The sequence below is a fragment of the Pseudomonas sp. W5-01 genome (genome assembly GCF_046540435.1).
Lineage (GTDB): Bacteria > Pseudomonadota > Gammaproteobacteria > Pseudomonadales > Pseudomonadaceae > Aquipseudomonas > Aquipseudomonas graminis_B.
Genome location: NZ_JAXCIP010000004.1, coordinates 132552 through 159550 on the forward strand (window position 1 = coordinate 132552; position 26999 = coordinate 159550).

The window sequence follows — 26999 nt, forward strand, 5'->3', positions numbered from 1 at the left end:
CTCTGGTGACTTACCGGGTCGAACCAAGTGGGCGCGACTGAGTTGGCAGAAGACAGGAGGTTCCCGCCGATGCCCAGGCAACGGCGGGAGCTGAATCAAGCGACCGGTGCAGGCGGTGGCTCGTCCGGAATGGTCGGCACGCCCGGCTCTAAGGGTTGCTCAAAGTCCGGGGTGTCAGGATTCGGCTGCCCGGGAATACCCCCGGCGACCATGTTATTGAGGTGTGGATGCGCTAACAGCGACCAAGCCAGCAACCCAACCTGATTGGGACTCGGGTCGGTTTCATTGCTGCTGGTGTTGATGTGTCTCTTCATAGGGCACTCCTGAGCGTTGGCCCCACCCGCATGGTGCGGATGGGAACAGTTCAGTCAATAGAGTGCGAATTCCGAGACAAATTCAGTAACGGGCTGACAAATGGCGTGATTACGTGCGGGGCAGCGTTACACCGCGTTGGCCTTGGTACTTGCCACCACGGTCCTTGTAGGACACCTCACACTCTTCGTCGGACTCCAGGAACAGCATCTGGGCAACGCCTTCGTTGGCGTAGATCTTCGCCGGCAGCGTGGTGGTGTTGGAGAATTCCAGGGTCACGTGGCCTTCCCATTCCGGCTCGAGGGGCGTGACGTTGACGATGATGCCGCAGCGCGCGTAGGTGCTCTTGCCGAGGCAAATGGTCAGAACATTGCGAGGAATACGGAAATATTCGACGGTGCGTGCCAGCGCAAACGAGTTCGGCGGGATGATGCAAACGTCGCTTTTGATGTCTACAAAACTTTTTTCATCGAAATTCTTAGGGTCGACGGTGGCCGAATTGATGTTGGTGAACACCTTGAATTCGTCGGCGCAACGCACGTCGTAGCCATAGCTGGAGACACCGAAAGAGATCACCCGATCAGCGCCTTCGCCGCGCACCTGACGCTCCACGAACGGCTCGATCATGCCGTGTTCCTGCGCCATGCGGCGAATCCACTTGTCCGATTTGATGCTCATGGCGGTGTCCTGAATAGCGAGGTGAAAAAGATGTCCGGCATCTTACCGGTCGAACGCCCCGGGTTCAAAGATTGCGCGCCGTGCGCATTAAGGTCGTTGAGCCACCTCAAGAAAAAATCTCGGACAGACCCTTTGCACATTCCGGAAAAAGGGGTAAGGTGGCCCCACTGTGTTGCTTGTGTCACTGAGAATATCTACACGATGTTGAATTTCGATCCAACCATCTCCAAGAATTTTTCCTGCTCTTTGCACTCAGTCTCGGCCAGGGCATTTCCTGAGTCGCAGTTAACTTTGTCCAAGGAGATACACCATGTCTAATCGCCAAACTGGTACCGTTAAGTGGTTCAACGATGAAAAAGGCTTCGGCTTCATCACTCCACAATCAGGTGACGACCTGTTCGTTCACTTCAAAGCTATCCAATCTGACGGCTTCAAAAGCCTGAAAGAAGGCCAACAGGTCTCTTTCATCGCTACCCGCGGTCAGAAAGGCATGCAAGCTGAAGAAGTTCAAGTTATCTAACTTGCACTGATTCGCTTAAAAGACCCCGCCCTCAAAAGCGGGGTTTTTTTACGCCTGCATAAAGGCTACTGCTGCACATCCCCGCTGCCCCCTACCTCGCCTCTTGCTAACGCGACATGCCGATCGTCCGGCACATCGCGCCTCCAGCTTTCAGCTTCAGCGGATCAGTCGTCGCTCACAGAGATGTTCGGCATCTGCGCACTCGCAGCTTCCTGCAACACAATACGCGCGCCGACATGACGCGCCAGCTCCTGGTACACCATCGCAATCTGGCTCTCGGGCTCGGCAATCGCCGTCGGCTTGCCGCCATCGGCCTGCTCTCGAATCAACATGGACAGCGGCAGCGAGGCCAGCAGCTCGACGCCATATTGCGTCGCCAGCTTTTCCCCTCCGCCTTCGCCAAACAGATGCTCGGCATGGCCGCAGTTCGAGCAGATATGCACGGCCATGTTCTCGACGACACCCAGCACCGGGATATTGACCTTGCGGAACATCTCCACGCCTTTCTTCGCGTCCAGCAATGCAAGGTCCTGCGGGGTCGTGACGATCACTGCGCCCGCGACCGGCACTTTCTGCGCGAGGGTCAGCTGAATATCACCGGTGCCAGGCGGCATATCGATGACCAGGTAATCCAGATCATTCCAGGCGGTCTGAGTCACCAGCTGCAGCAGTGCCCCCGACACCATCGGCCCTCGCCAGACCATCGGCGTGTTGTCGTCGGTCAGAAACGCCATGGACATCACTTCGATGCCATGGGCCTCGATCGGCACGAACCACTTCTGATCCTTGATCCTGGGACGGGTGCCTTCGGCGATGCCGAACATGACCCCCTGGCTCGGGCCGTAGATATCGGCGTCAAGAATGCCGACGCGCGCGCCTTCTCGGGACAGCGCCAACGCCAGATTCGCCGCCGTCGTGGATTTACCGACGCCGCCTTTGCCGGACGCAACGGCCACAATGTTCTTCACATTGGCCAGGCCGGGGATCTGGCCGAGGGCTTTGTGGGGATGAATGACCGAGGCGATCCGGACACTGGCCGAGGCGACCCCATCCAGCCCTTCAATCGCCATCTGCAGCATCTGTGCCCAGCCGTTCTGGAACAGCGCGGCGGCGTAACCCAGTTCCAGCTGGACACTCACGCGGTCGCCTTCGATCTCGATGGCGCGGACACACCCGGCGCTGACCGGGTCCTGATTCAAGTAAGGATCGGTGTACTGGCGAAGGACGGCTTCCACCGTTGCGCGATTGACAGCGCTCATGGGTGACTCCCTATAAAGACTGACTAAAACAGGCGGCCATCCTACCTTGTATGCCCGATAAAGAACGCAACGACGTTTCCTTTCAAGCACATTGGCAGATTCCGACATGCAGCGCGGGATGAAAAAAAACGCTCAGGCCTTTATAGTGGCCGACCTCCGTTTCACTTCAAGTAGCCGAGCCCAATGTCCGAGCCACGCAAGATTCTCGTCACCAGCGCCCTGCCCTATGCCAATGGTTCCATTCACCTTGGCCACATGCTCGAGTACATCCAGACCGACATGTGGGTGCGCTTTCAAAAGCACCGTGGCAACCAGTGCATTTACGTGTGTGCGGACGACGCCCATGGTTCGGCCATCATGCTGCGCGCCGAGAAAGAAGGCATTACGCCCGAGCAGTTGATCGCCAACGTGCAGGCCGAGCACAGCGCCGACTTCGCTGACTTCCTGGTGGATTTCGACAACTTCCACTCCACCCACGCTGATGAAAACCGTGAGCTGTCGAGCGAGATCTACAAACGCCTTCGCGACGCCGGCCACATCGCCACGCGCTCCGTGACGCAATATTTCGACCCGGAAAAGAAAATGTTCCTGGCCGACCGCTTCATCAAAGGCACCTGCCCGAAATGCGGCACTGAAGACCAGTACGGCGACAACTGTGAAAAGTGCGGCGCCACCTACGCCCCGACTGACCTGAAAGATCCGAAGTCGGCGATTTCCGGTGCAACCCCGGTGCTCCGGGACTCCAAGCACTTTTTCTTCGACCTGCCGGCATTCGACGCCATGCTCAAGAGCTGGACGCGAAGCGGGACGTTGCAGGACGCCGTTGCCAACAAGATCGCCGAATGGCTCGATTCCGGCCTGCAGCAGTGGGACATCTCCCGCGATGCGCCGTATTTCGGCTTCGAGATCCCCGACGAGCCGGGCAAGTATTTCTACGTGTGGCTGGATGCTCCCATCGGCTACATGGCGAGCTTCAAGAACCTCTGCGCGCGTCGCCCGGAACTGGACTTCGATGCCTTCTGGCGCAAGGATTCGACGACCGAGCTTTACCACTTCATTGGCAAAGACATCGTCAACTTCCATGCGCTGTTCTGGCCAGCGATGCTCGAAGGTTCGGGATTCCGCAAGCCTACCGGCATCAACGTGCACGGCTACCTGACCGTCAACGGCCAGAAGATGTCGAAATCCCGCGGCACTTTCATCAAGGCGCGTACGTACCTTGAGCACCTGTCGCCGGAGTACCTGCGTTACTACTACGCCGCCAAGCTGGGCCGTGGCGTCGACGATCTTGACCTGAACCTTGAGGACTTCGTGCAGAAGGTCAACTCTGACCTGATCGGCAAGGTGGTTAACATCGCCAGTCGTTGCGCGGGCTTCATTCAGAAAGGCAACGCAGGTTTGCTGGTGGCGGGCAACGCAGAGCCCGAGCTGACCGACGCTTTTCATGCCGCAGCGCCAAGCATTGCCGATGCCTACGAGGCACGTGACTTTGCCCGTGCAATGCGCGAAATCATGGCCCTGGCCGACCGCGCCAACGCCTGGATTGCAGACAAGGCGCCCTGGTCGCTGGCCAAGCAGGAAGGCAAGCAGGACGAGGTCCAGGCGATCTGCGCACTGGGCATCAATCTGTTCCGTCAGTTGGTGATCTTCCTCAAGCCTGTATTGCCGAATCTGGCCGCAGACGCCGAGCAATTCCTCAACGTTGCGCCACTGACCTGGGATGACCACCAGACGCTGTTGAGCAATCATCAGCTCAACCCGTTCCAGCCCCTGATGACCCGCATCGACCCTGTAAAAGTGGAAGCCATGACCGACGCATCGAAAGAAGACCTGGCCGCCAGCGCCACTGACACTGGTGCGGCACCACAGGGCAATGGCGAACTGACGAAAGACCCGCTCTCCCCGGAGATCGACTTTGATGCGTTCGCGGCGATTGACCTGCGGGTCGCGCTGATCGAAAAAGCCGAGCACGTCGAAGGCGCCGACAAGCTGCTGCGCCTGACGCTGGATATCGGCGACGAGAAGCGCAACGTCTTCTCCGGCATCAAGAGCGCTTACCCGAACCCGGCAGAGCTGGAGGGTCGGTTGACCATGATGATCGCCAACCTGAAGCCGCGGAAAATGCGCTTCGGTATCTCCGAAGGGATGGTGATGGCTGCGGGTCCTGGCGGTGAAGAGATTTACCTGCTGAGCCCTGACAGCGGCGCCAAGCCCGGTCAGCGCATCAAGTAACCCGCCCCGAACCGCCACATTCTGCACATTATCGACGGCCCGCTCGGGTCGTCGATCGGGTCCAAGCATGAGCCTGATTCAGCGCATCGACGCCTTGCTGCCACAAACCCAGTGTGGGAAATGCGGCCATCCGGGTTGCCAGCCCTACGCTGAAGGCATTGCGGCCGGCGAAGCCATCAATAAATGTCCACCCGGTGGCGACGAGACCATCGGGGCACTGGCTCGACTGCTGAACGTGCCAGTCCTGCAACTGGACATCGAACGCGGCAGCGCGCCGGCGCAGGTTGCGTTTATTCGCGAGGCCGAGTGCATCGGCTGCACCAAATGCATTCAGGCCTGCCCGGTGGACGCGATCGTCGGCGCTGCCAAGCTGATGCACACCGTCATCGTTGAGGAATGCACCGGCTGTGACCTGTGCGTTGCCCCCTGCCCGGTCGACTGCATCGACATGCTGCCGCTGCCGATGACCGCGATTCCTTTCATTGGCGATTGTGCAATGGACGACGCCCAGCGGTCGGTCAGGGCCGTCAAACGCAGTCGCGCACGGCAACGCTTTGATGCGCGCTCCGCTCGCCTGCAGCGCGATGAGCAGCGACGGCAGGCCGAACGCCAGGCTCGCCAGCCGCGGACTGTCACACTTGCCGTTCCCCAGCCAGACCCGGCGCAAGCCGCGCTGGCCCGAATTCGCTCAAGACCTTCAGCGGGTGGCGATGCGGCGTTGAAACAGGCACGCGCCCAGGTCGCGATGAGCAGAGCACAATTGCTGAAGTCGCTGAAAGCCTTTGGTCACCCGCCCATTGCCGAACAAGCCGCACAACTCGTGCAGTTGCAGCGCGGCCTTGACGAGGCAGAGCACGCGCTCGCCCAATTGCAGGATCCGACGCCTTCGGCACCGTCTTCTCAGGAAACGCCTACCCCATGAACGCCGCCAAACGCCTTGAGATCTTTCGTCGTTTGCACGAAGACAACCCCGATCCTAAAACGGAACTGGCCTACTCCACACCGTTCGAGCTCCTGATCGCCGTGATTCTCTCGGCACAGGCGACCGATGTCAGCGTCAACAAGGCCACGGCGCGTCTATATCCCGCGGCCAATACGCCTGAGGCGATTTACGCGTTGGGCGTCGAGGGTTTGTCTGCCTATATCAGGACCATCGGCCTGTACAACAGCAAGGCGCGAAACGTGATCGAGACGTGTCGCCTGCTGGTTGAACTGCACGGAGGGGAGGTGCCGCAAACCCGGGAGGCCCTCGAAGCCCTCCCCGGCGTTGGCCGCAAGACCGCGAACGTGGTCCTGAATACTGCGTTCCGCCAGTTGGCAATGGCGGTCGATACGCACATCTTCCGCGTCAGCAACCGTACCGGCATCGCACCCGGGAAGAATGTCGTGGAAGTTGAAAACAAGCTGATGAAGTTCGTGCCCAGGGGTTACCTCATGGATGCGCACCACTGGCTGATCCTTCACGGCCGTTACGTGTGCATTGCGCGCAAGCCTCGGTGTGGCAGCTGCCGGATCGAGGACTTGTGCGAGTACAAGGCAAAGACCTCTGACGATTGAACGATAGCGTCCCAAGGCTTTGATCGATTAAAAAAATCTTTTTTACCCGCGCGGGGTTTGTCGCTATAAGGAGCGCCAACGACTGTTCACGCCTGAGGCTGAATCATGAGCGATGAAAAAGACACCATCGAAGTGGACGACGACTTCGTCATCGAAGAGCCGGAAGAAGTCCTGCCCGTACCGGTAGAGACCGCCAAGACCAACCTCAGCAAGCGCCGCACCATCGATAACCTGCTGGAAGAGCGTCGTCTGCAACGGCAGCTTGCAGACTACGATTTCGATTTCTGATCGCTCCTTGAAACGCTCTGCCTGAAGGCCTCTCCCTCGAGAGGCTTGGGCAGAATACAGGGTCTGAAAACGCCGCCTTGAAGCACCGTTGTTCCTCGGCCATCAAACGAGGCCGTTACGTTGGGCGAGCTCGATAAGGTCAACCAGCGAGTGCGCATTGAGTTTGAGCAACAGACGCGTCTTGTACGTGCTGACAGTCTTGTTGCTCAGGAACATGCCGTCAGCGATTTCCTTGTTGGTCTTGCCGCGGGCCAACTGCTGCAACACCATCATTTCCCTACCCGACAGTCGATCCACCATCTCCGCCTCACTGGCATTGCCGAGACTGGAGCGCACCGTGTGCAGCGCCTGATTGGGGAAGTAACTGTAACCGGACAACACCGCCTTGATGGCGCTGAGCAATTCGGTCAAATCCTGCTGTTTGCAGACATACCCCGCCGCCCCCGCCTGCATGCAGCGCATTGAAAAATGCCCGGGCGCCTGGGAGGTCAGGATCAGCACTTTGAAGGCCAGCGTCATCGCCGACAATCGGGCGATGACCTCCAGACCATCCAGCTTGGGGATACCGATGTCCAGAATGACAATGTCCGGCAAGTGCTCGCGCGCCAGTTGTAACGCATCCACGCCGTTATCCGTCTCGGCAATGACTTCGTAGCCATGACGTTCCATCAACATGCGTACGGCGAGCCTAATGACAGGGTGATCATCCACGATCAACACTTTATTCATGAGCAGTCCATTCTTCGCTGTTCGAATTTTCAGAGCCCGCACAATAGCTTAGTCGTTTAGTGCTTTGCATGGCGCTCCTCCCTGCAGACCAGCAGGCAAAGACCTTTCTCACTCAACCAACAGAAAAATCCTACAAAACCTGCCCTATCCGCTCTATTTTTTACGATGTTCAATCCCGTCTCAGTACGTGACCGCATAATTCCGAAGACCGCAAGTGGTAATTTTTGAATCCTGAACTCCCTAAGCATTTCTGCCTATATGACTGCAGGTTGATAGCTCGGTTTGTCCTAAGGTTGATCCACGATTTGGTTGCTCCACCGACCAGTTTGGATGTGCGGAAAGCCAGGGCCATCCGTGACGCCCGGAAAAATGAGATTCCTCTTTAAAACACGGCTTCTGGCCACCGGGTGACAGCCCGTTCACCACGAGTGTTATGACTTCAGCATATGCCCATCTTACCGGGCCGCCAGCAAACAAAAATCATAAAATATTGCAGGCCCGGCGAGGCGTCGGCGACCGCACACACTTGGTTAACTTACACACGCGGGTTCGACGAGTTTCATTACATATAAATACTCGAAAGAGCCTACAACGGGTTCAGAAATGTCTGAACAGCCCGAATCAACTTTCAACTATTCTTACCCGGGACGTGGACACGGAGCAGCCTGGAAAGTTACAGCGCTTAACCACCTCCAAACCCTGCGACTCAATTCAATAACGACTGGATCACATCACCCGCTTTTAAAAAAAGGGGCTCGCCCGCCTTCCACGTAATACTATTCGACACATAACATCCAGCACCCTCACGTCATTCCAGAAAAATACTACATAACTAACGGACTATTATTACCGCCAAGAACTTCACCCAATGGCGTTAAAAAACAAACCGCCCTTTTTTTGGCTTTTTACTTGCCAAACCTATTACCAGTCGTTACTTTTTGATGAGCGAATGGTTCAACCCACTGTTAGTTAGTGGCTCTTATCACAATACAAGATTATTGCGCATATAAAGGCGGGGGCTTCTTTTGCCAGCGGTCCGTGCGCAGGCCACTCTTCGGCATGAATAAAGCATTCAGTGTTTAAACGTTCTTAAGCGTGAACGTCCCGACAGTGCAGGCTGTTTAGTTGATATGTTCAAAGGAACCTACCATGACCAAGAAAATTAAATACCCCATTGGCGCAAGCAGCGACCCTCTCAAGCTGGCGGAAGCGGTAGAGCGCTACGTTTCCCAAGGCGGCGTTATTAACGTCATTGCAGAAGGAGAGTCGCGGGAGACCGAATCGTCCCGGCAAACCCGGGACGCCGATCCGGAAGCGGAGCTGTGCACCAAGGTCGATCTGCTCAAGGGGCTAGTGGCCAAAGGAGCAGGGGTCGCGGCGCTGCAGTACTCGCTGCGCATGAACCAGAAGGACATCAAGCGCCTGGCCAGCGAGAACGGTCTGAAGATCCGCTATTGCCAGCCTGTTCGCCGATCACGCACGTCCCGGCAAAGAGAGCCGGTAACCCTGGACGACGCCATTGCCGGACACGCCATGCATTACTCGGCGCTGGGCTACACCGTTCCTGAAATCGCTCAACTACTGGGCGTCGGGGTACGCGATATCCGGGACATTGGCAAAGCCTATCGTTTTGAGTTTCGGACAACTTCGCAGGGGGATACGGCTGAGAAAACCGCTGGCGAGGAGACAGATTTGCCAACATGACGAATGAGATAACGCACAGCGAGAGCAGGTCTTTTAGCGCCTGTAAAACGAGGCAATAACCGGCCAGCGTGGGGGCGGAAAGAGTGTCGAATGAATGGCCAGTAGCACAGGGAGGACAGATGTAATGAGTGCAGCCCTGAGCAGGGCTGCACATCAATCACGACAGCGATCAGAACAACTTGCGGCCCTTGTTCGCTGCAATGCGCATGCGCAATGCGTTGAGCTTGATGAAGCCCGCCGCATCTGCCTGGTTGTACGCGCCGCCGTCTTCCTCAAACGTCGCGATGTTCGCATCGAACAGCGACTCGTCGGACTTGCGACCGGTCACGATCACGTTGCCCTTATAAAGCTTCAGGCGCACGACACCATTCACGTGGGCCTGCGACGCATCGATCATCTGTTGCAGCATAAGACGCTCAGGGCTCCACCAGTAGCCGGTGTAAATCAGGCTGGCGTACTTGGGCATCAGCTCATCTTTGAGGTGAGCGACTTCGCGGTCCAGGGTGATCGACTCGATCGCACGGTGACCACGCAGCATGATGGTGCCGCCCGGGGTCTCGTAGCAGCCGCGGGACTTCATGCCGACGTAGCGGTTCTCGACGATGTCCAGACGACCAATGCCGTGCTCGCCGCCGATGCGGTTCAAGGTGGCAAGGACGGTGGCCGGGGTCATCTCAACACCGTCCAGCGCCACGATGTCGCCGTTGCGATAGGTCAGCTCCAGATACTGCGGCTTGTCCGGCGCGTTTTCCGGCGACACTGTCCACCGCCACATGTCTTCTTCGTGTTCGGTCCAGGTGTCTTCCAGCACGCCGCCTTCATAGGAGATGTGCAGCAGGTTGGCGTCCATCGAGTACGGGGATTTTTTCTTGCCGTGGCGCTCGATCGGGATCGCGTGCTTCTCGGCGTAGTCCATGAGCTTCTCGCGGGACAGCAGGTCCCACTCACGCCATGGCGCGATCACTTTCACGCCAGGCTTGAGCGCATAGGCGCCCAATTCGAAACGAACCTGGTCGTTGCCCTTGCCGGTAGCGCCGTGGGAAATGGCGTCAGCGCCGGTTTCGTTGGCGATTTCGATGAGTCGTTTGGCGATCAGGGGACGTGCGATGGAAGTACCCAACAGGTACTCGCCTTCGTAGACGGTGTTGGCGCGAAACATCGGGAACACGAAATCACGCACGAACTCTTCGCGCAGGTCATCGATGTAGATTTCTTTGACGCCCATGGCTTGCGCCTTGGCGCGTGCTGGCTCGACTTCTTCGCCCTGACCCAGGTCAGCGGTGAAGGTCACCACCTCGCAGTTGTACGTATCTTGCAGCCACTTGAGGATTACCGAAGTATCCAGGCCACCGGAATACGCGAGAACTACCTTGTTTACGTCCGCCATGCAATCACTCCAACGCGTTGTACGGAAAACCGACGAGTTTACCGTTCACGCGCGGGAATTTACAGTGTCGCGACAGCTTCTGACGACAAAGCGACAGATTCTGTCAGTCAGACGACTTCGCTGCCCATCGTCAAGAGGCCTTGGCGGGGGCCGCACTTGCCGCTGTGGCGGGCGCAGCGCCTGGGGTTGGCGTGGCGGCAGGTGCAGGCAGTGGGGCCGGCGTCGGCGCAGGTGCAGCGGATGGCGGCACGGCCGGGGTCTGCTGCGCCACTCGCTCCAGGTGAATGTTCACCCGACGGTTGCGCGCGCGGTTGGCGTTGTTGGTGTTGGGCGCCAGCGGGTACTGCTCGCCGTGGAAGCGCAGGGTGATCTGTTCTTCCGGAATGCCCTGGGCCTTGAGGTAGTCCATGACGGACAGCGCTCGACGCCGCGACAGATCGCGGTTGGTCAACCGGTTGCCGCTGTTATCGGAGTGGCCGTCCAGTTCGACGTGATTGACCGTCGGATCAGCCTTCATATAAGCCAGCACAGTGTCCAGCTTGCGCCTGGCCGTAGCGTCCAGCTCGATGCCGCCACCCGGGAAACCGATCTCGGACTGCCGCACTTGCTCGAAATTCATCGGCAACAGCTTCGCGGTACAGACCTGGAAGTCACCATAGGCTTTGCTGAATTTGACCGGCAACAGCCTGACTTCCATCGCGCCGCCGCCATCTCGCAGGGTGTGACGAATCATCGGGCTGCGACCTTCCATCAAACCCGCGATCAGCCGCGTGGCCTGGGCCTGGTTGGTATTGAAAGGAATCTCGCCGTTGCCGACTTTCACTGCGCCAAGATTGAGATCTCCGCGACCCGGCTGCCACGGCGCCGCCGCGGCAATCAACGTGGCCGAGCCGGACGAAAGGCTGTAGCCATTTGCCTTCAGCCGAAACGTCGGTTGCTCGCCCGCGCGTCGCACGAACTCGCCCGCACCGAAATCGGCGATCGGTTGAGTCAGTCTGCACTCGAACTGGTCGCCTTCCACCTTCCACTCAATATTCTCCAGACGCGTCTGGAAGGTGAGCGCCACGGCCGGCAGGCTGGCAAACGCGCTGAGCAGGGCTAGATATCGCTGGCGCACGGGAGGCTCCACTAAATTCACGTGTAACAAGATTTATGACTTACACGTGGCTATCGGTAACTTCCCGCAAAACTTGATAGCGAGTGCCTGGAGGAGTCTTTTCCGGTAGCATTCCCAGCGAGTTTGACCCGCCTGGAATCCCCAATGTCCGAACGCCTGACCCTCCTGCGCCCCGACGACTGGCATATCCATCTTCGAGATGGCGCTGTTTTGCCCCACACCGTCGCCGACGTAGCGCGCACCTTTGGCCGCGCGATCATCATGCCGAACCTCGTGCCCCCGGTACGCAACGCGGAGCAAGCGGACGCCTATCGTCAGCGCATCCTCGCTGCACGTCCACAAGGCAGCCGCTTCGAGCCGCTCATGGTGCTTTACCTCACTGACCTGACGCAGCCCGAAGAGATTCGCGCCGCGAAGGCCAGTGGCTTCGTGTATGCCGCCAAGTTGTACCCGGCAGGCGCCACGACCAATTCCGATTCCGGTGTCACCAGCGTCGACAAGATCTTCCCGGTGCTCGAGGCGATGGCTGAGGTGGGCTTGCCGCTGCTCATCCACGGCGAAGTGACCCGCGGCGACATCGACGTGTTCGACCGTGAAAAGATTTTCATCGACGAGCACATGCGACGTGTCGTCGAGCGTTTTCCGACGCTGAAAGTGGTGTTCGAACACATCACCACCGCCGACGCCGTGCAGTTCGTCAATGAAGCTTCGGCCAATGTGGGCGCGACCATCACTGCCCACCATTTGCTGTACAACCGCAACCATATGCTGGTCGGCGGCATTCGCCCTCACTTCTATTGCCTGCCGATTCTCAAGCGCAACACCCACCAGGTTGCCCTGCTCGATGCCGCCACCAGCGGCAGCAGCAAGTTCTTCCTCGGTACGGACTCCGCGCCCCACGCGCAGCACGCGAAAGAAGCGGCGTGCGGTTGTGCCGGCTGCTACACCGCATTCGCCGCCATCGAGCTTTACGCCGAGGCGTTCGAATCACGCAACGCGCTGGACAAGCTGGAAGGCTTCGCCAGTTTGCACGGCCCGGCGTTCTATGGCCTGCCGACCAACACCGACACCATTACCCTGGTTCGCGACGAGTGGACGGCCCCCGCCAGCCTGCCGTTTGGCGAGCTTTCTGTTATCCCGCTGCGCGCCGGTGAAAAACTGCGCTGGCGCCTGCTGGAGGAACACGCGTGAGTGAAGATCATTACGAAGACGAGCAAGAAGGCTCCGGCGGCGGCACTGGCTCCCGGCACCCGATGGCTGCCCGTTTTCGCGGTTACCTGCCCGTTGTCGTTGACGTAGAAACTGGCGGGTTCAATTGCGCCACTGATGCGTTGCTGGAGATCGCCGCCACCACCATCGGCATGGACGAGAAAGGCTTTGTCTTCCCGGACCACACCTATTTCTTCCGCGTCGAACCGTTCGAGGGCGCCAACGTGGAAGCGGCGGCGCTGGAGTTCACCGGCATCAAGCTGGATCACCCGCTGCGCATGGCCGTGAGTGAAGAAACCGCGCTGACGGACATCTTCCGCCGCATCCGCAAGGCGCTGAAAGCCAACGGCTGCAAGCGTGCGATCCTGGTCGGCCACAACGCCAGCTTCGACCTGGGCTTTCTCAACGCAGCGGTCGCGCGGCTGGACATGAAGCGCAATCCGTTTCACCCGTTCTCCAGCTTCGACACCGCGACGCTGGCGGGCCTGGCGTACGGCCAGACTGTCCTGGCCAAAGCCTGCCAGTCGGCGGACATCGATTTCGACGGTCGCGAGGCCCACTCGGCCCGTTACGACACCGAGAAGACTGCCGAGCTGTTCTGCGGCATCGTCAACCGCTGGAAAGAAATGGGCGGCTGGCACGACTTCAACGACTGAGTCGATGTTGCTGCGCAATGAATGAATGAACCGGCCCAAGTGGCCGGTTTTTTTTGGGGTGGGATTTCCGGCTGGTGATTGCGCTGTGGATAGCCGGGGACAGATTAATTTACGGTGAAGCGTTGTAAATAAATCAGTCCCCTCGATGTCAGGCCCCTTCCCGGCTAAAGCCGGTCCCACTAAAAAGCACATCGCGTACAACCCGTGGGATCGGCTTCAGTCGGGAAGCTCTTGATCTGCTCTTGATCCGCTTTTGATCTTCTTGCGCGAAAGGCTCAGTCACCGCAGAACGCGACTTGGGTGCAGGCTGAACGCAGGTCTCGCGGAGTGGGTCGAGCCGCATGGATGCGGCGAGAGCGCCGTCAGGACATGGATGTCCGTTCGGCGCGGGCCCACGGAGCGAGACCGGAGTGAAGGTATTCCGACGAAGGAGGAACCCAACCAGGAGCAGGGCCTTTTTGGTTACTTTTTCGGCTGTTGGAAAAAGTGACCCGCCGTAAGGGCGGAACCTTAATCAGCACCACCACCGATAATGGATATACACACAACCCTCGCAAGCGATCATGCCTATCGCAGCAGCTGACCACTCATCGGTAGCCACGCGAACAAGCCTGAGTAGTTTTGACAAGCATTCTCATTAACATTAGTATCCATCGCATTGAGCCAATCACTCAGCGACGGTTTCTTATATGTATGTCTGCCTCTGCCAAGGTGTTACCGACGGACAAATCCGTGAAGCAATCATGGAAGGATGCTGCAGCTATCGTGACGTCCGCGAGACCCTCGGTGTCGCCAGCAAGTGTGGGAAATGTGCCTGCCTGGCCAAGGAAGTGGTGCGTGAAACCCTGACCGAGCTGCAAACCAGCCACGCCGCCCTCGCCTATCCTGCAGAATTTTCAGCTGCCTGAATAATCGCATTCAAACAAAACCGGACACTGTCCGGTTTTTTTATGCCTTTAATTCAATCGCTTAGCGACAAGATGCGGAACACAAACATTCTTATTCCTATTTATTTTCACTTATTATTCAATAACTTAGGTTTGACAGAGTTATAGAGGGGGCTCAGACTTGCCGCCTGTATTACCTATACCTTCGACAGGACCCGATCATGAAAGGCGACATCACAGTCATCCAGCATCTCAACAAGATCCTCGGTAACGAGCTGGTCGCGATCAATCAGTATTTTCTGCATGCGCGCATGTACGAAGACTGGGGCCTGAACAAGTTGGGCAAACACGAGTACCACGAATCCATCGACGAGATGAAACACGCTGACAAACTGATCAAGCGCATCCTGTTTCTGGAAGGCCTCCCGAACCTGCAAGACCTGGGCAAGATCCTGATCGGCGAACACACCAAGGAAATGCTGGAGTGTGACCTGCGCATCGAGCGCAAGGGCCACGCCGATCTGAAAGCCGCCATCGCCCACTGCGAAACCGTCGGTGACTTCGGCAGCCGCGAGATGCTGGAAGACATTCTGGAATCGGAAGAAGAACACATCGACTGGCTGGAAACCCAGCTGGGCCTGATCGACAAGGTCGGCATCGAGAACTACCTGCAGTCTCAGATGGGCGAAGAGGACTGATTCTCGTCCCTGCCTCCCAACAAGACCGCCCAATAAAAAGCCCCGCGTCTCGGCAGAGAGCGGGGCTTTTTTACGACTGCCGAAAATCAGGCAGTGGCGTTTTTCGCAACAGCATCTTTCACCAGTTTCTGCAGCGAACCGTCAGCCTGCATCTCAGTGATGATGTCGCTACCGCCGACCAGCTCACCACCGACCCACAGCTGGGGGAAGGTTGGCCAGTTGGCGTACTTTGGCAGGTTGGCGCGGATTTCCGGGTTCTGCAGGATATCGACGTACGCGAACTTTTCGCCACACGCCATCAGTGCCTGAGAAGCCTTGGCCGAAAAGCCACACTGCGGGGCATTCGGAGCACCTTTCATGTAGAGCAGAACGGTGTTGCTGGCAATCTGGTCTTTGATCGTTTCGATAATATCCATGGAGCACCTCGGCTAAACTTTACGACTGTATGTGTCGACACGGTGGCGCATTCTAAACGATTCCCGAGCATAACGCTCGGTCTTGGCCTTGACCGCCCCCATGACCGTCATGCCGCCGCAACCGTAACCGGCACCCCGTTCAGCACTGCGTTCCCGGAAATGCCATCCAGCGCCCGCTCGTCAGTCAGGTCATTCGCGCTTTCACCTGGCTGAGCCGTCGCGATGTCCATTCTCACGCCCGGACGACCGTGGCCCCAGCCGTGGGGCAGGCTTACGACGCCGGGCATCATCTCGATGCTGCCCATCACTTCTACCTCAATGACGCCTACCCGCGAACTGACCCTGACCCGCTGTCCGTCCATCAACCCTCGGCTGAGCAAGTCGTCGGGGTGCATCAACAACTGATGCCGCGGTTTGCCTTTCACCAGACGATGGAAGTTGTGCATCCATGAATTATTGCTGCGAACGTGGCGCCGACCGATGAGCATCAGGCCACCGGCCTGGGGCGAAGGCTCCCCGGCAAAACGGGCCAGGTCAGCGAGAATCACGGGCGGGGCGGCCTGTACCCGCTGGTTGAAGGTTTTAAGACGCTTGGCAAGGTTGGGCTTGAGCGGCCCCAGGTCCAGGCCGTGGGGGTACTGCGCGAGTGTCTCCAGCGACAATTTGAGCGGCGAAGCATCACCATACAGCCCGGCCCGCAGACCGCGATCGACCATCTGCGCAGGCGGCATCGTCGGTTTCAATTCGCGCCCGGTTTTCAGTGCGAACGCCTGGGCGAGGCCGACGAAGATTTCCCAGTCGTGCAGCGCTCCCTCGGGCTTGGCAAGAATCGCACGGTTGAACCGGGTGACGTTGCGCACGGCGAACATGTTGAACGTGGTGTCGTAGTGGTCATTTTCCAGCGCAGACGTCGACGGCAGGATGAGGTCCGCGTGCCGTGTGGTTTCGTTGATGTACAAATCGACGCTGACCATGAACTCCAGCCCTTCAAGGGCGGTGTCAAGCTGACGGCCGTTCGGTGTCGACAACACCGGGTTGCCCGCCACGGTAATCAGCGCCTTGATCTGCCCCTCCCCCGGGGTCAGCATTTCCTCGGCCAGCGCAGAAACCGGCAGCTCGCCGCCGTATTCCGGCAGTTGCGAGACGCGGCTCTGCCAGCGATTGAAGCTGCCGCCGGAGGTCGATGCCACCAAGTCCAGCGCCGGCTCGGTGCACAGCGCACCGCCTGGCCGATCGAGATTGCCGGTGACCAGGTTGATCAGTTGCACCAGCCAGTGGCACAGCGTGCCAAAAGCCTGGGTGGAAATGCCCATGCGCCCGTAGCACACGCCGCGTTCGGCGGCGGCGAAGTCCCGTGCGAGCTGCCTGATCTGCTCGGCAGGCACGCCGCATCGAGGGCTCATGGCGTCGGCGGTCATCTCGCTGACGGCCGCGCGGACGTCCTCCAGGCCATCCACGGCAAGATGGCTGTCGCGGGTCAGGCCTTCTGCAAACAAGGTGTGCAACAAGCCGAACAGAAACGCCGCATCCCCTCCCGGGCGGATAAACAGGTGCTGGTCGGCTATTGCTGCGGTTTCGCTGCGGCGCGGATCGACCACAACGACTTTGCCGCCGCGGGCCTGGATCGCCTTCAGACGCTTCTCGACGTCGGGCACGGTCATGATGCTGCCGTTGGACGCCAGCGGATTACCGCCGAGGATGAGCATGAAATCGGTGTGGTCAATGTCGGCGATGGGCAGCAGCAGGCCGTGGCCGTACATCAAATGACTGGTCAGGTGGTGTGGCAACTGGTCCACGGAGGTTGCGGAGTAGCGGTTACGGGTTTTCAGCAGCCCGAGAAAATAATTGCTGTGGGTCATCAGCCCATAGTTATGCACGCTGGGGTTACCCTGATAGACCGCCACCGCGTTTTGCCCATGACGCGCCTGAATGCCGGCCAGGCGCTCGGCGATCAGATCAAACGCGGCCTGCCACTCGATCGGCTGCCAGTCGTTGCTAATACGCTGCATGGGCTGCCGGAGCCGATCGGGGTCATTCTGGATGTCTTGCAGCGCGACGGCTTTGGGGCAGATGTGCCCGCGACTGAAGGTGTCCTGCGCATCACCCTTTATGGAGGTAATCAGGGTGCTGGCATCGTCCAGCAGGGTGGTTTCGAGGGTGAGGCCGCAAATCGCCTCGCACAGGTGACAGGCACGGTGGTGGAGAGTCTTGGTCATCGCCAGTCTCGAGTTTTTGTAGGGCGATCAGCCGATCGCGGATACAAAACTATGGGACCTGTCCGGGCGATGCGCCAGAAATGTCAGCGCCGTGAATCGGGCAGCATCAGGCGAGCCGATAGCTCACCCGATGAAAGAAGTGTCACTCAGGAAGCAGAGCCACCGATAGGTGTAACCACCTTGCGCTGCATCTGGACCTCATGAACCGTTTCGATCTGTTCCTGAGACACCTGGATGCCGGTGAGTTCGCCGATCAGCCGCCAGTGTTCGTCGAGTCCGGCGCTGATGGTTGCCATGCGATCGATCATCCGGCGCCCCGCAGAACGGGTCACTTCGTCTTCGCTGCGCATCAGTTCGAACGACATCGACGTCATGGACGCCGTGAGGTGCGTAAGGGTTCGAGCCGTAAGCCCGAGTAGTTCCGTCAGTTGTTGCTCTTTTGAATCCATTCCCCACCTCTTTTGGAGGACATAAGCCGCCTTTATAACCCACGCCGATGGTTTAGGAAACGTCCGGGTCTCCGCGGCGTGAAGCATGTCGCATAAGGCTGCACAGTGGTTTGCGACTGTTACGAATCAGGCAGTAATCGCGGCGACGCCAAAGAGCGTTACAAGCGAGCTGTCTGATCAGGACTAATGCGATGGCGAATGGCCTGCGCAGAAACATGACTGTAGCACTTCGTTACATGAAATGCGTCCTGCGAACGCCGCTTTCAGGCTACCGAACGTCCGACGACGATTTTCCGTCACGGCGGGCCTTGGCATCAGGCGACATTTTCTTATACCCTCGCGCCTTCCCTATTCGTCGCCCCGTGCGGCTTTCGCCGCAGGTCTCGCCCGTTTTTCCGAAAAACCCGGCTTTGAGGATCTGCGGTCTGTTGCAGACAAGGTAGTTAATGATGAGCGCAAGGCACTTTCTCTCGATGATGGACTACACCCCCGCTGAGCTGGTCGGGGTGATTCGTCGCGGCGTTGAGCTGAAGGACCTGCGAAATCGAGGCGTGCTCTTCGAGCCATTGAAGGGCCGCATCCTGGCAATGATCTTCGAAAAATCCTCGACCCGGACCCGTGTCTCGTTCGAAGCCGGGATGATCCAGCTGGGCGGCCAGGCCATCTTCCTCTCCCCTCGGGACACCCAGCTGGGCCGTGGCGAGCCGATTGCCGATGGCGCACGGGTCATGTCGCGGATGGTCGATGCGGTGATGATCCGCACCTTCGCCCACAGCAACCTCACCGAATTCGCCGCCCATTCCCGCGTACCGGTGATCAACGGCCTGTCCGATGACCTTCACCCCTGCCAGTTGCTGGCCGACATGCAAACGTTCCTCGAACACCGCGGCTCCATTCAGGGCAAGACCGTGGCGTGGATCGGCGATGGCAACAACATGTGCAACAGCTATATAGAAGCCGCGATTCAGTTCGACTTTCAGTTGCGTGTTGCGTGTCCGGAAGGCTACGAACCCAGCGCGCATTACCTGGCTCTGGCGGGCGATCGCGTGACATTGATCCGCGATCCCCACGAAGCGGTGAAAGGCGCGCACCTGGTCTCAACCGATGTGTGGACGTCCATGGGTCAGGAAGAAGAAGCCGCCAAGCGTCTGGCCCTGTTCAAACCTTTCCAGGTCACTCGCGAGATGCTCGACCGCGCTGCTGACGATGTGATTTTCATGCACTGCCTGCCGGCGCACCGTGGTGAAGAGATCAGCGAGGACCTGCTGGATGACCCGCGCTCGGTGGCGTGGGATCAGGCGGAGAACCGGCTGCATGCGCAAAAAGCCCTGCTGGAATTCCTCGTCGCTCCTGCCTTCGCTGCCCCATGAGTCAGCCCCTGCTGCTGACGCTGCATGACCTCGCCTGCGGTTATCAGGACCAACGCGTGGTGCAGCACCTCAATCTGCACCTGAACGCCGGCGACATCGGTTGCCTGTTGGGTTCCTCCGGCTGCGGCAAGACCACTACCTTGCGCGCCATCGCCGGTTTCGAACCGGTGCACAAGGGCGAGATCACCCTGGCGGGTAACGTCATTTCCCGACCCGGGTTTACCCTGGCCCCGGAGAAGCGCCGGATCGGCATGGTGTTTCAGGACTATGCCCTGTTCCCCCACCTCACCGTGGCCGACAACATCGCCTTCGGCATCCGCAATCATCCGCGCCAGAAGCAGGTGGTTCAGGAAATGCTGGAGCTGGTCAATCTCGGCGCGCTGGGCACGCGTCATCCCCATGAGCTTTCCGGTGGACAGCAGCAGCGTGTGGCGCTGGCCCGCGCACTTGCCCCTGAGCCGCAGTTGCTGCTGCTCGATGAACCGTTTTCGAACCTGGATGGCGAGTTGCGACGGCGCCTGAGCCATGAGGTGCGCGACATTCTCAAGGCCCGGGGCACCAGCGCGATCCTGGTGACCCACGACCAGGAAGAGGCTTTTGCCGTAAGCGACCACGTCGGCGTGTTCAAAGACGGGCGGCTGGAGCAGTGGGATACGCCCTACAACCTCTATCACGAGCCGGCGACGCCTTATGTCGCCAGTTTCGTCGGTCAGGGTTATTTCATTCGCGGGCAACTGATCGATGCCGAATCGGTGCAGACCGAGTTGGGTGTGCTGCGCGGCAATCGCGCCTATGCCGGCGCGCCAGGCACTCCGATGGATGTCCTGCTGCGCCCTGATGACATTGTTTATGCGCCCGACGGCCCGATAAAGGCCCGCGTGGCGAGCCTGAATTTTCAGGGCGCGGCGACCCTGTACCGCCTGCAGTTGCCGACGGGCACGCAACTGGAGGCGTTGTTCCCCAGCCATGTGGATCTGCGCGCCGGTGATCAGGTCGGCTTCACGGTGTCAGCCGAGCATCTGGTGCTGTTTCCGGCCTCGGGCAGCGTGCCGGTGCATCGGAGCGTTCCGGTGCATCGGGACGTGGTGATCTGAGGGCCTGTCGTTCTCGACCAGGCACTTTCAGCCCGATATCGACTAACTCAGTATCAACGCGCCGCTGGCGACCAGCGTCGCGTGCCCGCCGATTTTCACGCGCTCCCCCTCAAGCCGGCAGAACAGCTCCCCTCCCCGCGTCGACGCCTGATAGCCCGTCAGGCTGAACTTGTTCAGCCGGGCCGACCAGTAGGGAATCAGGCTGCAGTGCGTCGAGCCCGTGACCGGGTCTTCATTGACGCCGATGCCCGGCGCAAAATAGCGCGACACAAAATCGTAGCGCTCGCCATCACCTTTTGCGGTCACGATCACGCCGGGCCACGGCAAACGCGCGAGGGCGGCGAAGTCGGGCTTGCAATCGCGAACCGCCTGCTCGGACTCCAGCACCACCAGCAATTCCGCAGCGCTCAGCACGTCGACGACGGCAACCCCAAGGGCGCGTTCGATTTCCACCGTCACACCCTGCTCGGCGGGCGGCATGGACGGAAAGTCCAGGACCAGCCGATTGCCCTCGCGGCTCACGCTCAACTCGCCGGATTTGCCAGTGAAGTGGATAACCTCGGCCTTCTCGCCGTATTTCTCGAACAGCACGAAGGCGCTGGCCAGGGTCGCATGTCCGCACAACGGCACTTCATGGGTCGGGGTGAACCAGCGTATGTGCCAGCCCGGTGCTTCACGGACCAAAAACGCGGTCTCTGACAGATTGTGCTCTGAGGCAATCTGTTGCATCAATTGATCGGAAAGCCAGGCGTCCAGGCGGTAGACCATTGCCGGGTTGCCTGAGAACGGGCGGTCGGTGAAGGCGTCGACCTGATGGAATTCAAGCTTCATGGAAGGCATCCCCGAGTAAAGAAACGCGGCAACCCGTTCCGGGCGCTGCGGGTCTGCGGTCAGTGTCACCGCATGAAAGAGTCTGGCATTTCCGGTAAACCCGGCGAATCATTCCCGGCCAATACGGGCAAAGGTCGCACCGGTGTGTTGTGCAAGTACGGCGGCGGGCAGTTCGACTTCGAGCCCTCGTCGACCGGCGCTGACAAAAATCGTCGCGAACGGTTGAGCGGACTCATCAATGAAGGTGCGCAGCCTTTTCTTCTGCCCCAGCGGGCTGATCCCACCCAGTAGATAGCCGGTGGCACGCTGGGCGGCGGCCGGGTCAGCCATTTCGGCCTTCTTGGCGCCGGCGGCATGGGCCAGGGCCTTCAGGTCCAGCGAGCCCACCACCGGAACGACCGCCACCAGCAGCTCTCCTTTTTCGGTGCTGGCCAGCAGCGTCTTGAACACCTGAGCGGGGGCCAGATCGAGCTTTTCTGCCGCTTCCAGGCCATACGATGCGGCCTTGGGATCATGCTCGTAACTGTGGACGCGATGTTCGGCGCGAACCTTTTTCAGTAAATCCAATGCAGGGGTCATGCAGTGCTCCAGACAACCAGACACTTTGTTGTTTGCTGCCGATACTTTAGGCCATTGGTTATCGAAATGCCTGCATTCGAGAAGGACTTATCCACTAATATCGGCGTCTTGGAACATTCATCGATAAGGTTCGCTTTCGACCTTTGACAAGGTTCGTTTACGTCTATATTTTTTCGAATACGAATATCTCGCTTGCTTCCTTGACGCCATCCCGGTATTCAGTGCGCAAAGGCACTGAGCACTGGCAACACAACGGACGGCCGTTTCCGGAAACTCGCTACATCACCAGGCATTCACCATGACCGACACCGAAAATAAGAATTACATCATCGCTCTGGATCAAGGCACCACCAGCTCCCGCGCCATCATTTTTGACCGCGACGCCAATGTGGTCAGCAGCGCCCAGAGTGAGTTCGTTCAGCATTACCCCCAGCCTGGCTGGGTCGAGCACGATCCGATGGAGATCTTCGCGACCCAGACCGCGTGCATGACCAAGATCCTGGCCCAGGCGAATCTGCATCACAACCAGATCGCCGCGATCGGTATCACCAACCAGCGCGAAACCACGGTGGTCTGGGAAAAGGACACCGGTCGGCCGATCTACAACGCCGTGGTCTGGCAATGCCGCCGCAGCACCGAGATCTGCCAGCAACTCAAGCGTGACGGTCTGGAAGACTACATCCGCGACACCACCGGTCTGGTCATCGATCCCTACTTTTCCGGCAGCAAACTTAAGTGGATTCTCGATCACGTTGAGGGCAGCCGTGAGCGCGCCCGCCGTGGCGAGTTGCTGTTCGGCACCGTCGACAGCTGGCTGATCTGGAAATTTACCGGCGGCAAGGTGCACGTCACTGACTACACCAACGCCTCGCGCACGATGATGTTCAACATCCATACGCTGGAATGGGATCAGCGCATGCTCGACGTGCTCGACGTGCCCCGGGAAATGTTGCCGGAGGTCAAGTCGTCATCCGAAGTCTATGGCCACAGCAAAAGCGGCATCCCCATCGCCGGGATCGCCGGGGATCAGCAATCGGCGCTGTTCGGCCAGATGTGCGTCGAGCCGGGTCAGGCGAAGAACACCTACGGCACCGGCTGCTTCCTGCTGATGAACACGGGCAAGAAAGCCGTCAAATCCAATCACGGTCTGTTGACCACCATCGGCTGCGGTCCGCGTGGTGAAGTGGCATACGCACTGGAGGGCGCGGTGTTCAACGGCGGCTCCACCGTGCAGTGGCTGCGCGACGAGCTGAAAATCGTCAACGACTCCATGGACACCGAATACTTCGCCACCAAAGTGAAGAACAGCAATGGCGTCTATCTGGTGCCTGCGTTCACCGGTCTGGGCGCGCCCTACTGGGACCCGTATGCAAGGGGCGCCTTGTTCGGCCTGACCCGTGGCGTGAAGGTCGACCACATCATCCGTGCGGCGCTGGAGTCCATCGCCTACCAGACCCGCGACGTGCTCGACGCCATGCAACAGGACGCCGGCGAGCCGCTCAAGGCCCTTCGCGTTGACGGCGGCGCAGTGGCGAACAACTTCCTCATGCAGTTCCAGGCCGACATTCTTGGCACGCCGGTGGAGCGCCCGAAAATGCGCGAAACCACCGCACTGGGCGCAGCGTATCTGGCCGGTCTGGCGATCGGTTTCTGGAGCGGGCTGGACGAGCTGAAGGGCAAAGCGGTCATCGAGCGCAAGTTCGAGCCGCAATGCGATGACGCCGAGAAGGAAAAACTCTACGCCGGCTGGCGCAAGGCAGTAGACCGCACGCGCGACTGGGAACCCCACGAAGAGGTGGAATAAGCGCGATCCTGAACGGAACGGCAGAGGCATTTTTTCCGGCTGACAGGTAATGGCTGCCTGCGGCATCATGGGCGCCCGTGCCCGAAGGATAAAAAATGAATCTGCCACCCCGTCAACAGCAGATCCTCGAGCTGGTCCGTGAGCGCGGCTACGTCAGCATCGAGGAAATGGCGCAGCTGTTCGTCGTGACCCCGCAAACCATCCGCCGCGACATCAATCAGCTCGCGGAAATGAATCTCCTGCGTCGCTACCACGGCGGCGCGGCCTACGATTCCAGCATCGAAAACACTGCTTACGCCATGCGTGCCGATCAGATGCGCGATGAGAAGCAGCGCATCGCCGAGGCCATCGCCGCACAGATCCCGGATCACGCGTCGCTGTTCATCAACATCGGCACCACCACCGAATCCATTGCCCGCGCGCTGCTCAACCATAACCACCTGAAGATCATCACCAATAACCTGCACGTGGCGTCGATTCTCAGCGGCAAGGACGACTTCGAAGTGCTGTTGGCAGGCGGCAATGTGCGCCGCGATGGCGGAGTGGTCGGTCAAGCGAGCGTGGATTTCATCACGCAGTTCAAGGTCGATTTCGCCCTGGTGGGCATCAGCGGGATCGACGAGGACGGCAGCCTGCTGGATTTCGATTATCAGGAAGTGCGCGTTTCCCAGGCGATCATCGCCAACGCGCGTCAGGTGATTCTGGCTGCGGACTCCAGCAAGTTCGGCCGCAACGCGATGGTTCGACTGGGACCGATCACGTTGATCGACTGCCTGGTGACGGACCAGACGCCCGTGCCAGCGCTGTCGCAACTGCTGACCCAGAACAAGATTCGGCTGGAAGTGGTCTAACCCCGATCCATGAGCGAGCGAGATTCCGGCGCTCGCCTCACCTCCGATGTTCGCTTTTGTTCCTTTCCCTTTTCTCTGATCAGTATTTTCAATGAATACTGAGTGGCTGTGTTCGCCTTATTGCGCTACTATTTTCGGAAATGAACATAAATGTTCGAATTCGCCCTCCCAGTAGCGCAACATTCGAACGCGATCGAACACTCAGGAGGCCCCGATGGCCCAGTCCAGTTTGCCGACCCCACCCCTTTCCGAGGTCTACGACGTTGCCGTGATCGGTGGTGGCATCAATGGTGTCGGCATCGCGGCAGACGCATCGGGCCGGGGCCTTTCAGTCTTTCTCTGCGAGAAGGACGACCTCGCCAGCCACACCTCTTCGGCCAGCAGCAAGCTGATCCACGGTGGCCTACGTTACCTTGAGCATTACGAATTCCGTCTGGTTCGCGAAGCGCTGGCCGAACGTGAAGTGCTCCTGGAAAAAGCACCGCACATCGTCAAGCCGATGCGCTTCGTATTGCCCCACCGTCCGCACCTGCGCCCCGCGTGGATGATCCGCGCCGGGCTGTTCCTGTATGACCACCTTGGCAAGCGCGAGAAGCTGGCAGGCTCGAAAAGCATTCGCTTTGGCGCCAACAGCCCGTTGAACAGCTCGATTACCAAAGGCTTCGAATACTCAGATTGCTGGGTTGACGATGCACGTCTGGTCGTCCTCAACGCCATGGCCGCCCGTGAAAAAGGCGCGCACATCCATACCCAGACCCGCTGCCTGGGCGCCCATCGCAGCGGCGGCGTGTGGCACATGAACATGGAGCGTGCGGATGGCAGTCAGTTTTCCATTCGCGCCAAAGCCTTGGTGAATGCGGCGGGTCCATGGGTTGCCAAGTTCATTCGTGAAGATCTCAAGCTCGAATCGCAGTACGGCATTCGCCTGATTCAGGGCAGCCACTTGATCGTGCCGAAACTGTACGAAGGTGAAAACGCCTTCATTCTGCAGAACGAAGATCAGCGCATCGTGTTCGCCATTCCGTACCTGGAACGCTTCACCATCATTGGTACGACGGACCGCGAATATTCTGACGACCCGGGCAAAGTAGCGATCACCGAAGGCGAGACCGATTACCTGCTGAAGATCGTGAATGATCACTTCAAGAAGCAACTCAGCCGCGCCGACATTCTGAGCACGTGGTCAGGCGTGCGGCCGCTGTGCAATGACGAGTCGGACAACCCGTCGGCGATCACCCGCGACTACACCCTTTCGCTGTCGGGCAGCGCCCAAGAGGCGCCGATCCTGTCCGTGTTCGGCGGCAAGCTGACGACCTACCGCAAACTGGCGGAGTCGGCGATGCAGCAACTGGCGCCGTTCTTCCCGCAGATGAAGCCAAGCTGGACCGCGAAAGCCAGCCTCCCGGGCGGTGAGAGCATGACCACGCCTCAGGCACTGGCCGCCGAGCTGCAGCAGCGTTGTGCATGGCTGCCGGCCGAAATCGCCAAGCGCTGGGCCATTACCTATGGCTCACGCAGCTGGCGCATCGTGGAGGGCGTTCAGACGCTGGGCGAAATGGGCGAACACTTGGGCGGCGGTCTGTACAGCCGCGAAGTGGACTACCTGTGCAGTGAGGAATGGGCGACCAAGGCCCAGGACATTCTGTGGCGCCGGACCAAGCTGGGTCTGTTCACCACCGACGAAGAGCATCAGAAGGTTCAGGCGTACCTGGACAACGAGGCACGCAGCAACGGGGCCGTTGAGCGTATTGAATGGCCCGTGTCGGCGCCAAAGATTCACGCATAATCTGCCAGATCCAATTCCCGGCTGAAGCCGGTCCCACGGAAGCACCGCGATCCCGGGGATCGGCTAGAGCCGGTCCAGCGGGAGCACCGCGATCCTGCGGGCCGGCTTGAACCGGTACAGCGGAATCACCGCGATTCTGTTGGACCGGCTTTAGCCGGGAAAGCGTCAGACAGCACACCGCAAAACCATCTGCCTCAACACGCCCCACCCCGCCGCTATCATTCGGATTCCCGAACATCTCGCCCCACCCGATTCGGATTCCCGGACGGCCGATCCGCCTCGCCCACTTCCCTCCTCCATAAATAGCCAACACTTTCATACCCTTAGCTTCGGTCACCTCTCTGGCATGACTCATGCTCTACACTCTTGC

25 protein-coding genes and 1 pseudogene are annotated in these 26999 nt (G+C 59.2%); 15 read left to right on the forward strand and 11 right to left on the reverse strand.

The window, feature by feature from the left end:
• Positions 1–95 precede the first annotated feature (95 nt).
• Entirely contained in the window at positions 96–314 is a 219-nt protein-coding gene (locus SLW75_RS14125; protein ID WP_065992572.1) for a hypothetical protein, read from the reverse strand.
• A gap of 109 nt (positions 315–423) precedes the next feature.
• Positions 424–990: a dCTP deaminase gene (gene dcd / locus SLW75_RS14130; protein WP_002554836.1), complete on the reverse strand. Its 567-nt coding sequence runs from the start codon at positions 988–990 to the stop codon at positions 424–426.
• A gap of 310 nt (positions 991–1300) precedes the next feature.
• Here dcd and SLW75_RS14135 point away from each other — a divergent pair, with 310 nt between their 5' ends.
• Entirely contained in the window at positions 1301–1510 is a 210-nt protein-coding gene (locus SLW75_RS14135; protein WP_002554837.1) for a cold-shock protein, read from the forward strand.
• 164 nt (positions 1511–1674) lie between these two features.
• Here the strand turns inward: SLW75_RS14135 and apbC are convergent, their stop codons facing one another.
• Positions 1675–2769: an iron-sulfur cluster carrier protein ApbC gene (gene apbC / locus SLW75_RS14140; RefSeq protein ID WP_296310250.1), complete on the reverse strand. Its 1095-nt coding sequence runs from the start codon at positions 2767–2769 to the stop codon at positions 1675–1677.
• Positions 2770–2952: 183 nt separating this feature from the next.
• Here apbC and metG point away from each other — a divergent pair, with 183 nt between their 5' ends.
• The 4 genes and pseudogenes from metG (at position 2953) to SLW75_RS14160 (ending at position 6846) form a co-directional block, all read left to right on the forward strand.
• Complete coding sequence (gene metG / locus SLW75_RS14145; RefSeq protein WP_065992565.1) at positions 2953–5001, forward strand: methionine--tRNA ligase; 2049 nt, start codon at positions 2953–2955, stop codon at positions 4999–5001.
• Between the two features lie 67 nt (positions 5002–5068).
• A pseudogene (gene rsxB, locus SLW75_RS14150) lies at positions 5069–5899 on the forward strand (electron transport complex subunit RsxB); the annotation flags it as partial.
• A gap of 20 nt (positions 5900–5919) precedes the next feature.
• A complete protein-coding gene (gene nth, locus SLW75_RS14155; RefSeq protein ID WP_410934758.1) occupies positions 5920–6558 on the forward strand; it encodes an endonuclease III in 639 nt (212 codons plus the stop codon).
• Between the two features lie 105 nt (positions 6559–6663).
• The gene (locus SLW75_RS14160) at positions 6664–6846 is read left to right on the forward strand and encodes a PA3496 family putative envelope integrity protein (RefSeq protein WP_065992563.1); all 183 of its coding nucleotides are present in this window, start codon (positions 6664–6666) and stop codon (positions 6844–6846) included.
• A gap of 102 nt (positions 6847–6948) precedes the next feature.
• Here SLW75_RS14160 and SLW75_RS14165 read toward each other — a convergent pair whose 3' ends face one another.
• Positions 6949–7575 (reverse strand): response regulator transcription factor, encoded by a 627-nt coding sequence (locus tag SLW75_RS14165; RefSeq protein WP_037012286.1) that lies wholly within the window; start codon positions 7573–7575, stop codon positions 6949–6951.
• Between the two features lie 1149 nt (positions 7576–8724).
• Here SLW75_RS14165 and SLW75_RS14170 point away from each other — a divergent pair.
• Positions 8725–9279 (forward strand): hypothetical protein, encoded by a 555-nt coding sequence (locus SLW75_RS14170; protein ID WP_065992562.1) that lies wholly within the window; start codon positions 8725–8727, stop codon positions 9277–9279.
• 169 nt (positions 9280–9448) lie between these two features.
• On the opposite strand, the gene SLW75_RS14175 is transcribed toward SLW75_RS14170, so the two are convergent.
• On the reverse strand, positions 9449–10666 hold the full coding sequence (locus SLW75_RS14175; RefSeq protein ID WP_065992560.1) for an argininosuccinate synthase: 1218 nt from the start codon (positions 10664–10666) through the stop codon (positions 9449–9451).
• Positions 10667–10796: 130 nt separating this feature from the next.
• On the reverse strand, positions 10797–11783 hold the full coding sequence (locus SLW75_RS14180; RefSeq protein ID WP_410934759.1) for a flagellar protein MotY: 987 nt from the start codon (positions 11781–11783) through the stop codon (positions 10797–10799).
• Between the two features lie 144 nt (positions 11784–11927).
• Between SLW75_RS14180 and pyrC the strand changes: the two genes are divergently transcribed.
• The 4 genes from pyrC (at position 11928) to bfr (ending at position 15233) form a co-directional block, all read left to right on the forward strand.
• Complete coding sequence (gene pyrC / locus SLW75_RS14185) at positions 11928–12974, forward strand: dihydroorotase (protein ID WP_065992558.1); 1047 nt, start codon at positions 11928–11930, stop codon at positions 12972–12974.
• A complete protein-coding gene (gene rnt, locus SLW75_RS14190; protein WP_410934760.1) occupies positions 12971–13648 on the forward strand; it encodes a ribonuclease T in 678 nt (225 codons plus the stop codon). The genes pyrC and rnt overlap by 4 nt, the downstream gene beginning before the upstream one ends.
• Before the next feature lie 689 nt (positions 13649–14337).
• Entirely contained in the window at positions 14338–14556 is a 219-nt protein-coding gene (locus tag SLW75_RS14195) for a bacterioferritin-associated ferredoxin (RefSeq protein WP_065992556.1), read from the forward strand.
• Between the two features lie 200 nt (positions 14557–14756).
• A complete protein-coding gene (bfr, locus tag SLW75_RS14200) occupies positions 14757–15233 on the forward strand; it encodes a bacterioferritin (protein ID WP_065992554.1) in 477 nt (158 codons plus the stop codon).
• Positions 15234–15319: 86 nt separating this feature from the next.
• On the opposite strand, the gene grxD is transcribed toward bfr, so the two are convergent.
• From grxD to SLW75_RS14215, 3 genes are all read right to left on the reverse strand, one after another.
• Positions 15320–15649, reverse strand: a complete 330-nt coding sequence (gene grxD, locus SLW75_RS14205) for a Grx4 family monothiol glutaredoxin (protein ID WP_065992552.1) — start codon at positions 15647–15649, stop codon at positions 15320–15322.
• 107 nt (positions 15650–15756) lie between these two features.
• Complete coding sequence (locus tag SLW75_RS14210) at positions 15757–17865, reverse strand: molybdopterin oxidoreductase family protein (RefSeq protein WP_410934761.1); 2109 nt, start codon at positions 17863–17865, stop codon at positions 15757–15759.
• 146 nt (positions 17866–18011) lie between these two features.
• Complete coding sequence (locus SLW75_RS14215) at positions 18012–18314, reverse strand: hypothetical protein (protein WP_065992547.1); 303 nt, start codon at positions 18312–18314, stop codon at positions 18012–18014.
• Between the two features lie 449 nt (positions 18315–18763).
• Here SLW75_RS14215 and argF point away from each other — a divergent pair, with 449 nt between their 5' ends.
• Both argF and SLW75_RS14225 read left to right on the forward strand, forming a co-directional pair.
• Complete coding sequence (argF, locus tag SLW75_RS14220; RefSeq protein ID WP_065992546.1) at positions 18764–19684, forward strand: ornithine carbamoyltransferase; 921 nt, start codon at positions 18764–18766, stop codon at positions 19682–19684.
• The gene (locus SLW75_RS14225; RefSeq protein WP_192135144.1) at positions 19681–20778 is read left to right on the forward strand and encodes an ABC transporter ATP-binding protein; all 1098 of its coding nucleotides are present in this window, start codon (positions 19681–19683) and stop codon (positions 20776–20778) included. The genes argF and SLW75_RS14225 overlap by 4 nt, the downstream gene beginning before the upstream one ends.
• Positions 20779–20820: 42 nt before the next feature.
• Here the strand turns inward: SLW75_RS14225 and SLW75_RS14230 are convergent, their stop codons facing one another.
• Both SLW75_RS14230 and ybaK read right to left on the reverse strand, forming a co-directional pair.
• Positions 20821–21609, reverse strand: coding sequence for a PhzF family phenazine biosynthesis protein (locus SLW75_RS14230; RefSeq protein WP_410934762.1), 789 nt, complete (start codon positions 21607–21609; stop codon positions 20821–20823).
• 108 nt (positions 21610–21717) lie between these two features.
• Entirely contained in the window at positions 21718–22188 is a 471-nt protein-coding gene (gene ybaK / locus SLW75_RS14235; RefSeq protein WP_192135151.1) for a Cys-tRNA(Pro) deacylase, read from the reverse strand.
• Positions 22189–22486: 298 nt separating this feature from the next.
• On the opposite strand from ybaK, the gene glpK reads away from it, so the two are divergent.
• The 3 genes from glpK to glpD all read left to right on the forward strand — a co-directional run bounded on the left by glpK (position 22487) and on the right by glpD (position 26629).
• Positions 22487–23992: a glycerol kinase GlpK gene (glpK, locus tag SLW75_RS14240; RefSeq protein WP_410934763.1), complete on the forward strand. Its 1506-nt coding sequence runs from the start codon at positions 22487–22489 to the stop codon at positions 23990–23992.
• 95 nt (positions 23993–24087) lie between these two features.
• Positions 24088–24843 carry a DeoR/GlpR family transcriptional regulator gene (locus SLW75_RS14245; protein WP_065992540.1) on the forward strand — a complete coding sequence of 252 codons (756 nt, stop codon included), beginning with the start codon at positions 24088–24090 and terminating at the stop codon, positions 24841–24843.
• A gap of 214 nt (positions 24844–25057) precedes the next feature.
• Positions 25058–26629 (forward strand): glycerol-3-phosphate dehydrogenase, encoded by a 1572-nt coding sequence (gene glpD / locus SLW75_RS14250; protein ID WP_410934764.1) that lies wholly within the window; start codon positions 25058–25060, stop codon positions 26627–26629.
• The last annotated feature ends 370 nt before the right edge of the window (positions 26630–26999 follow it).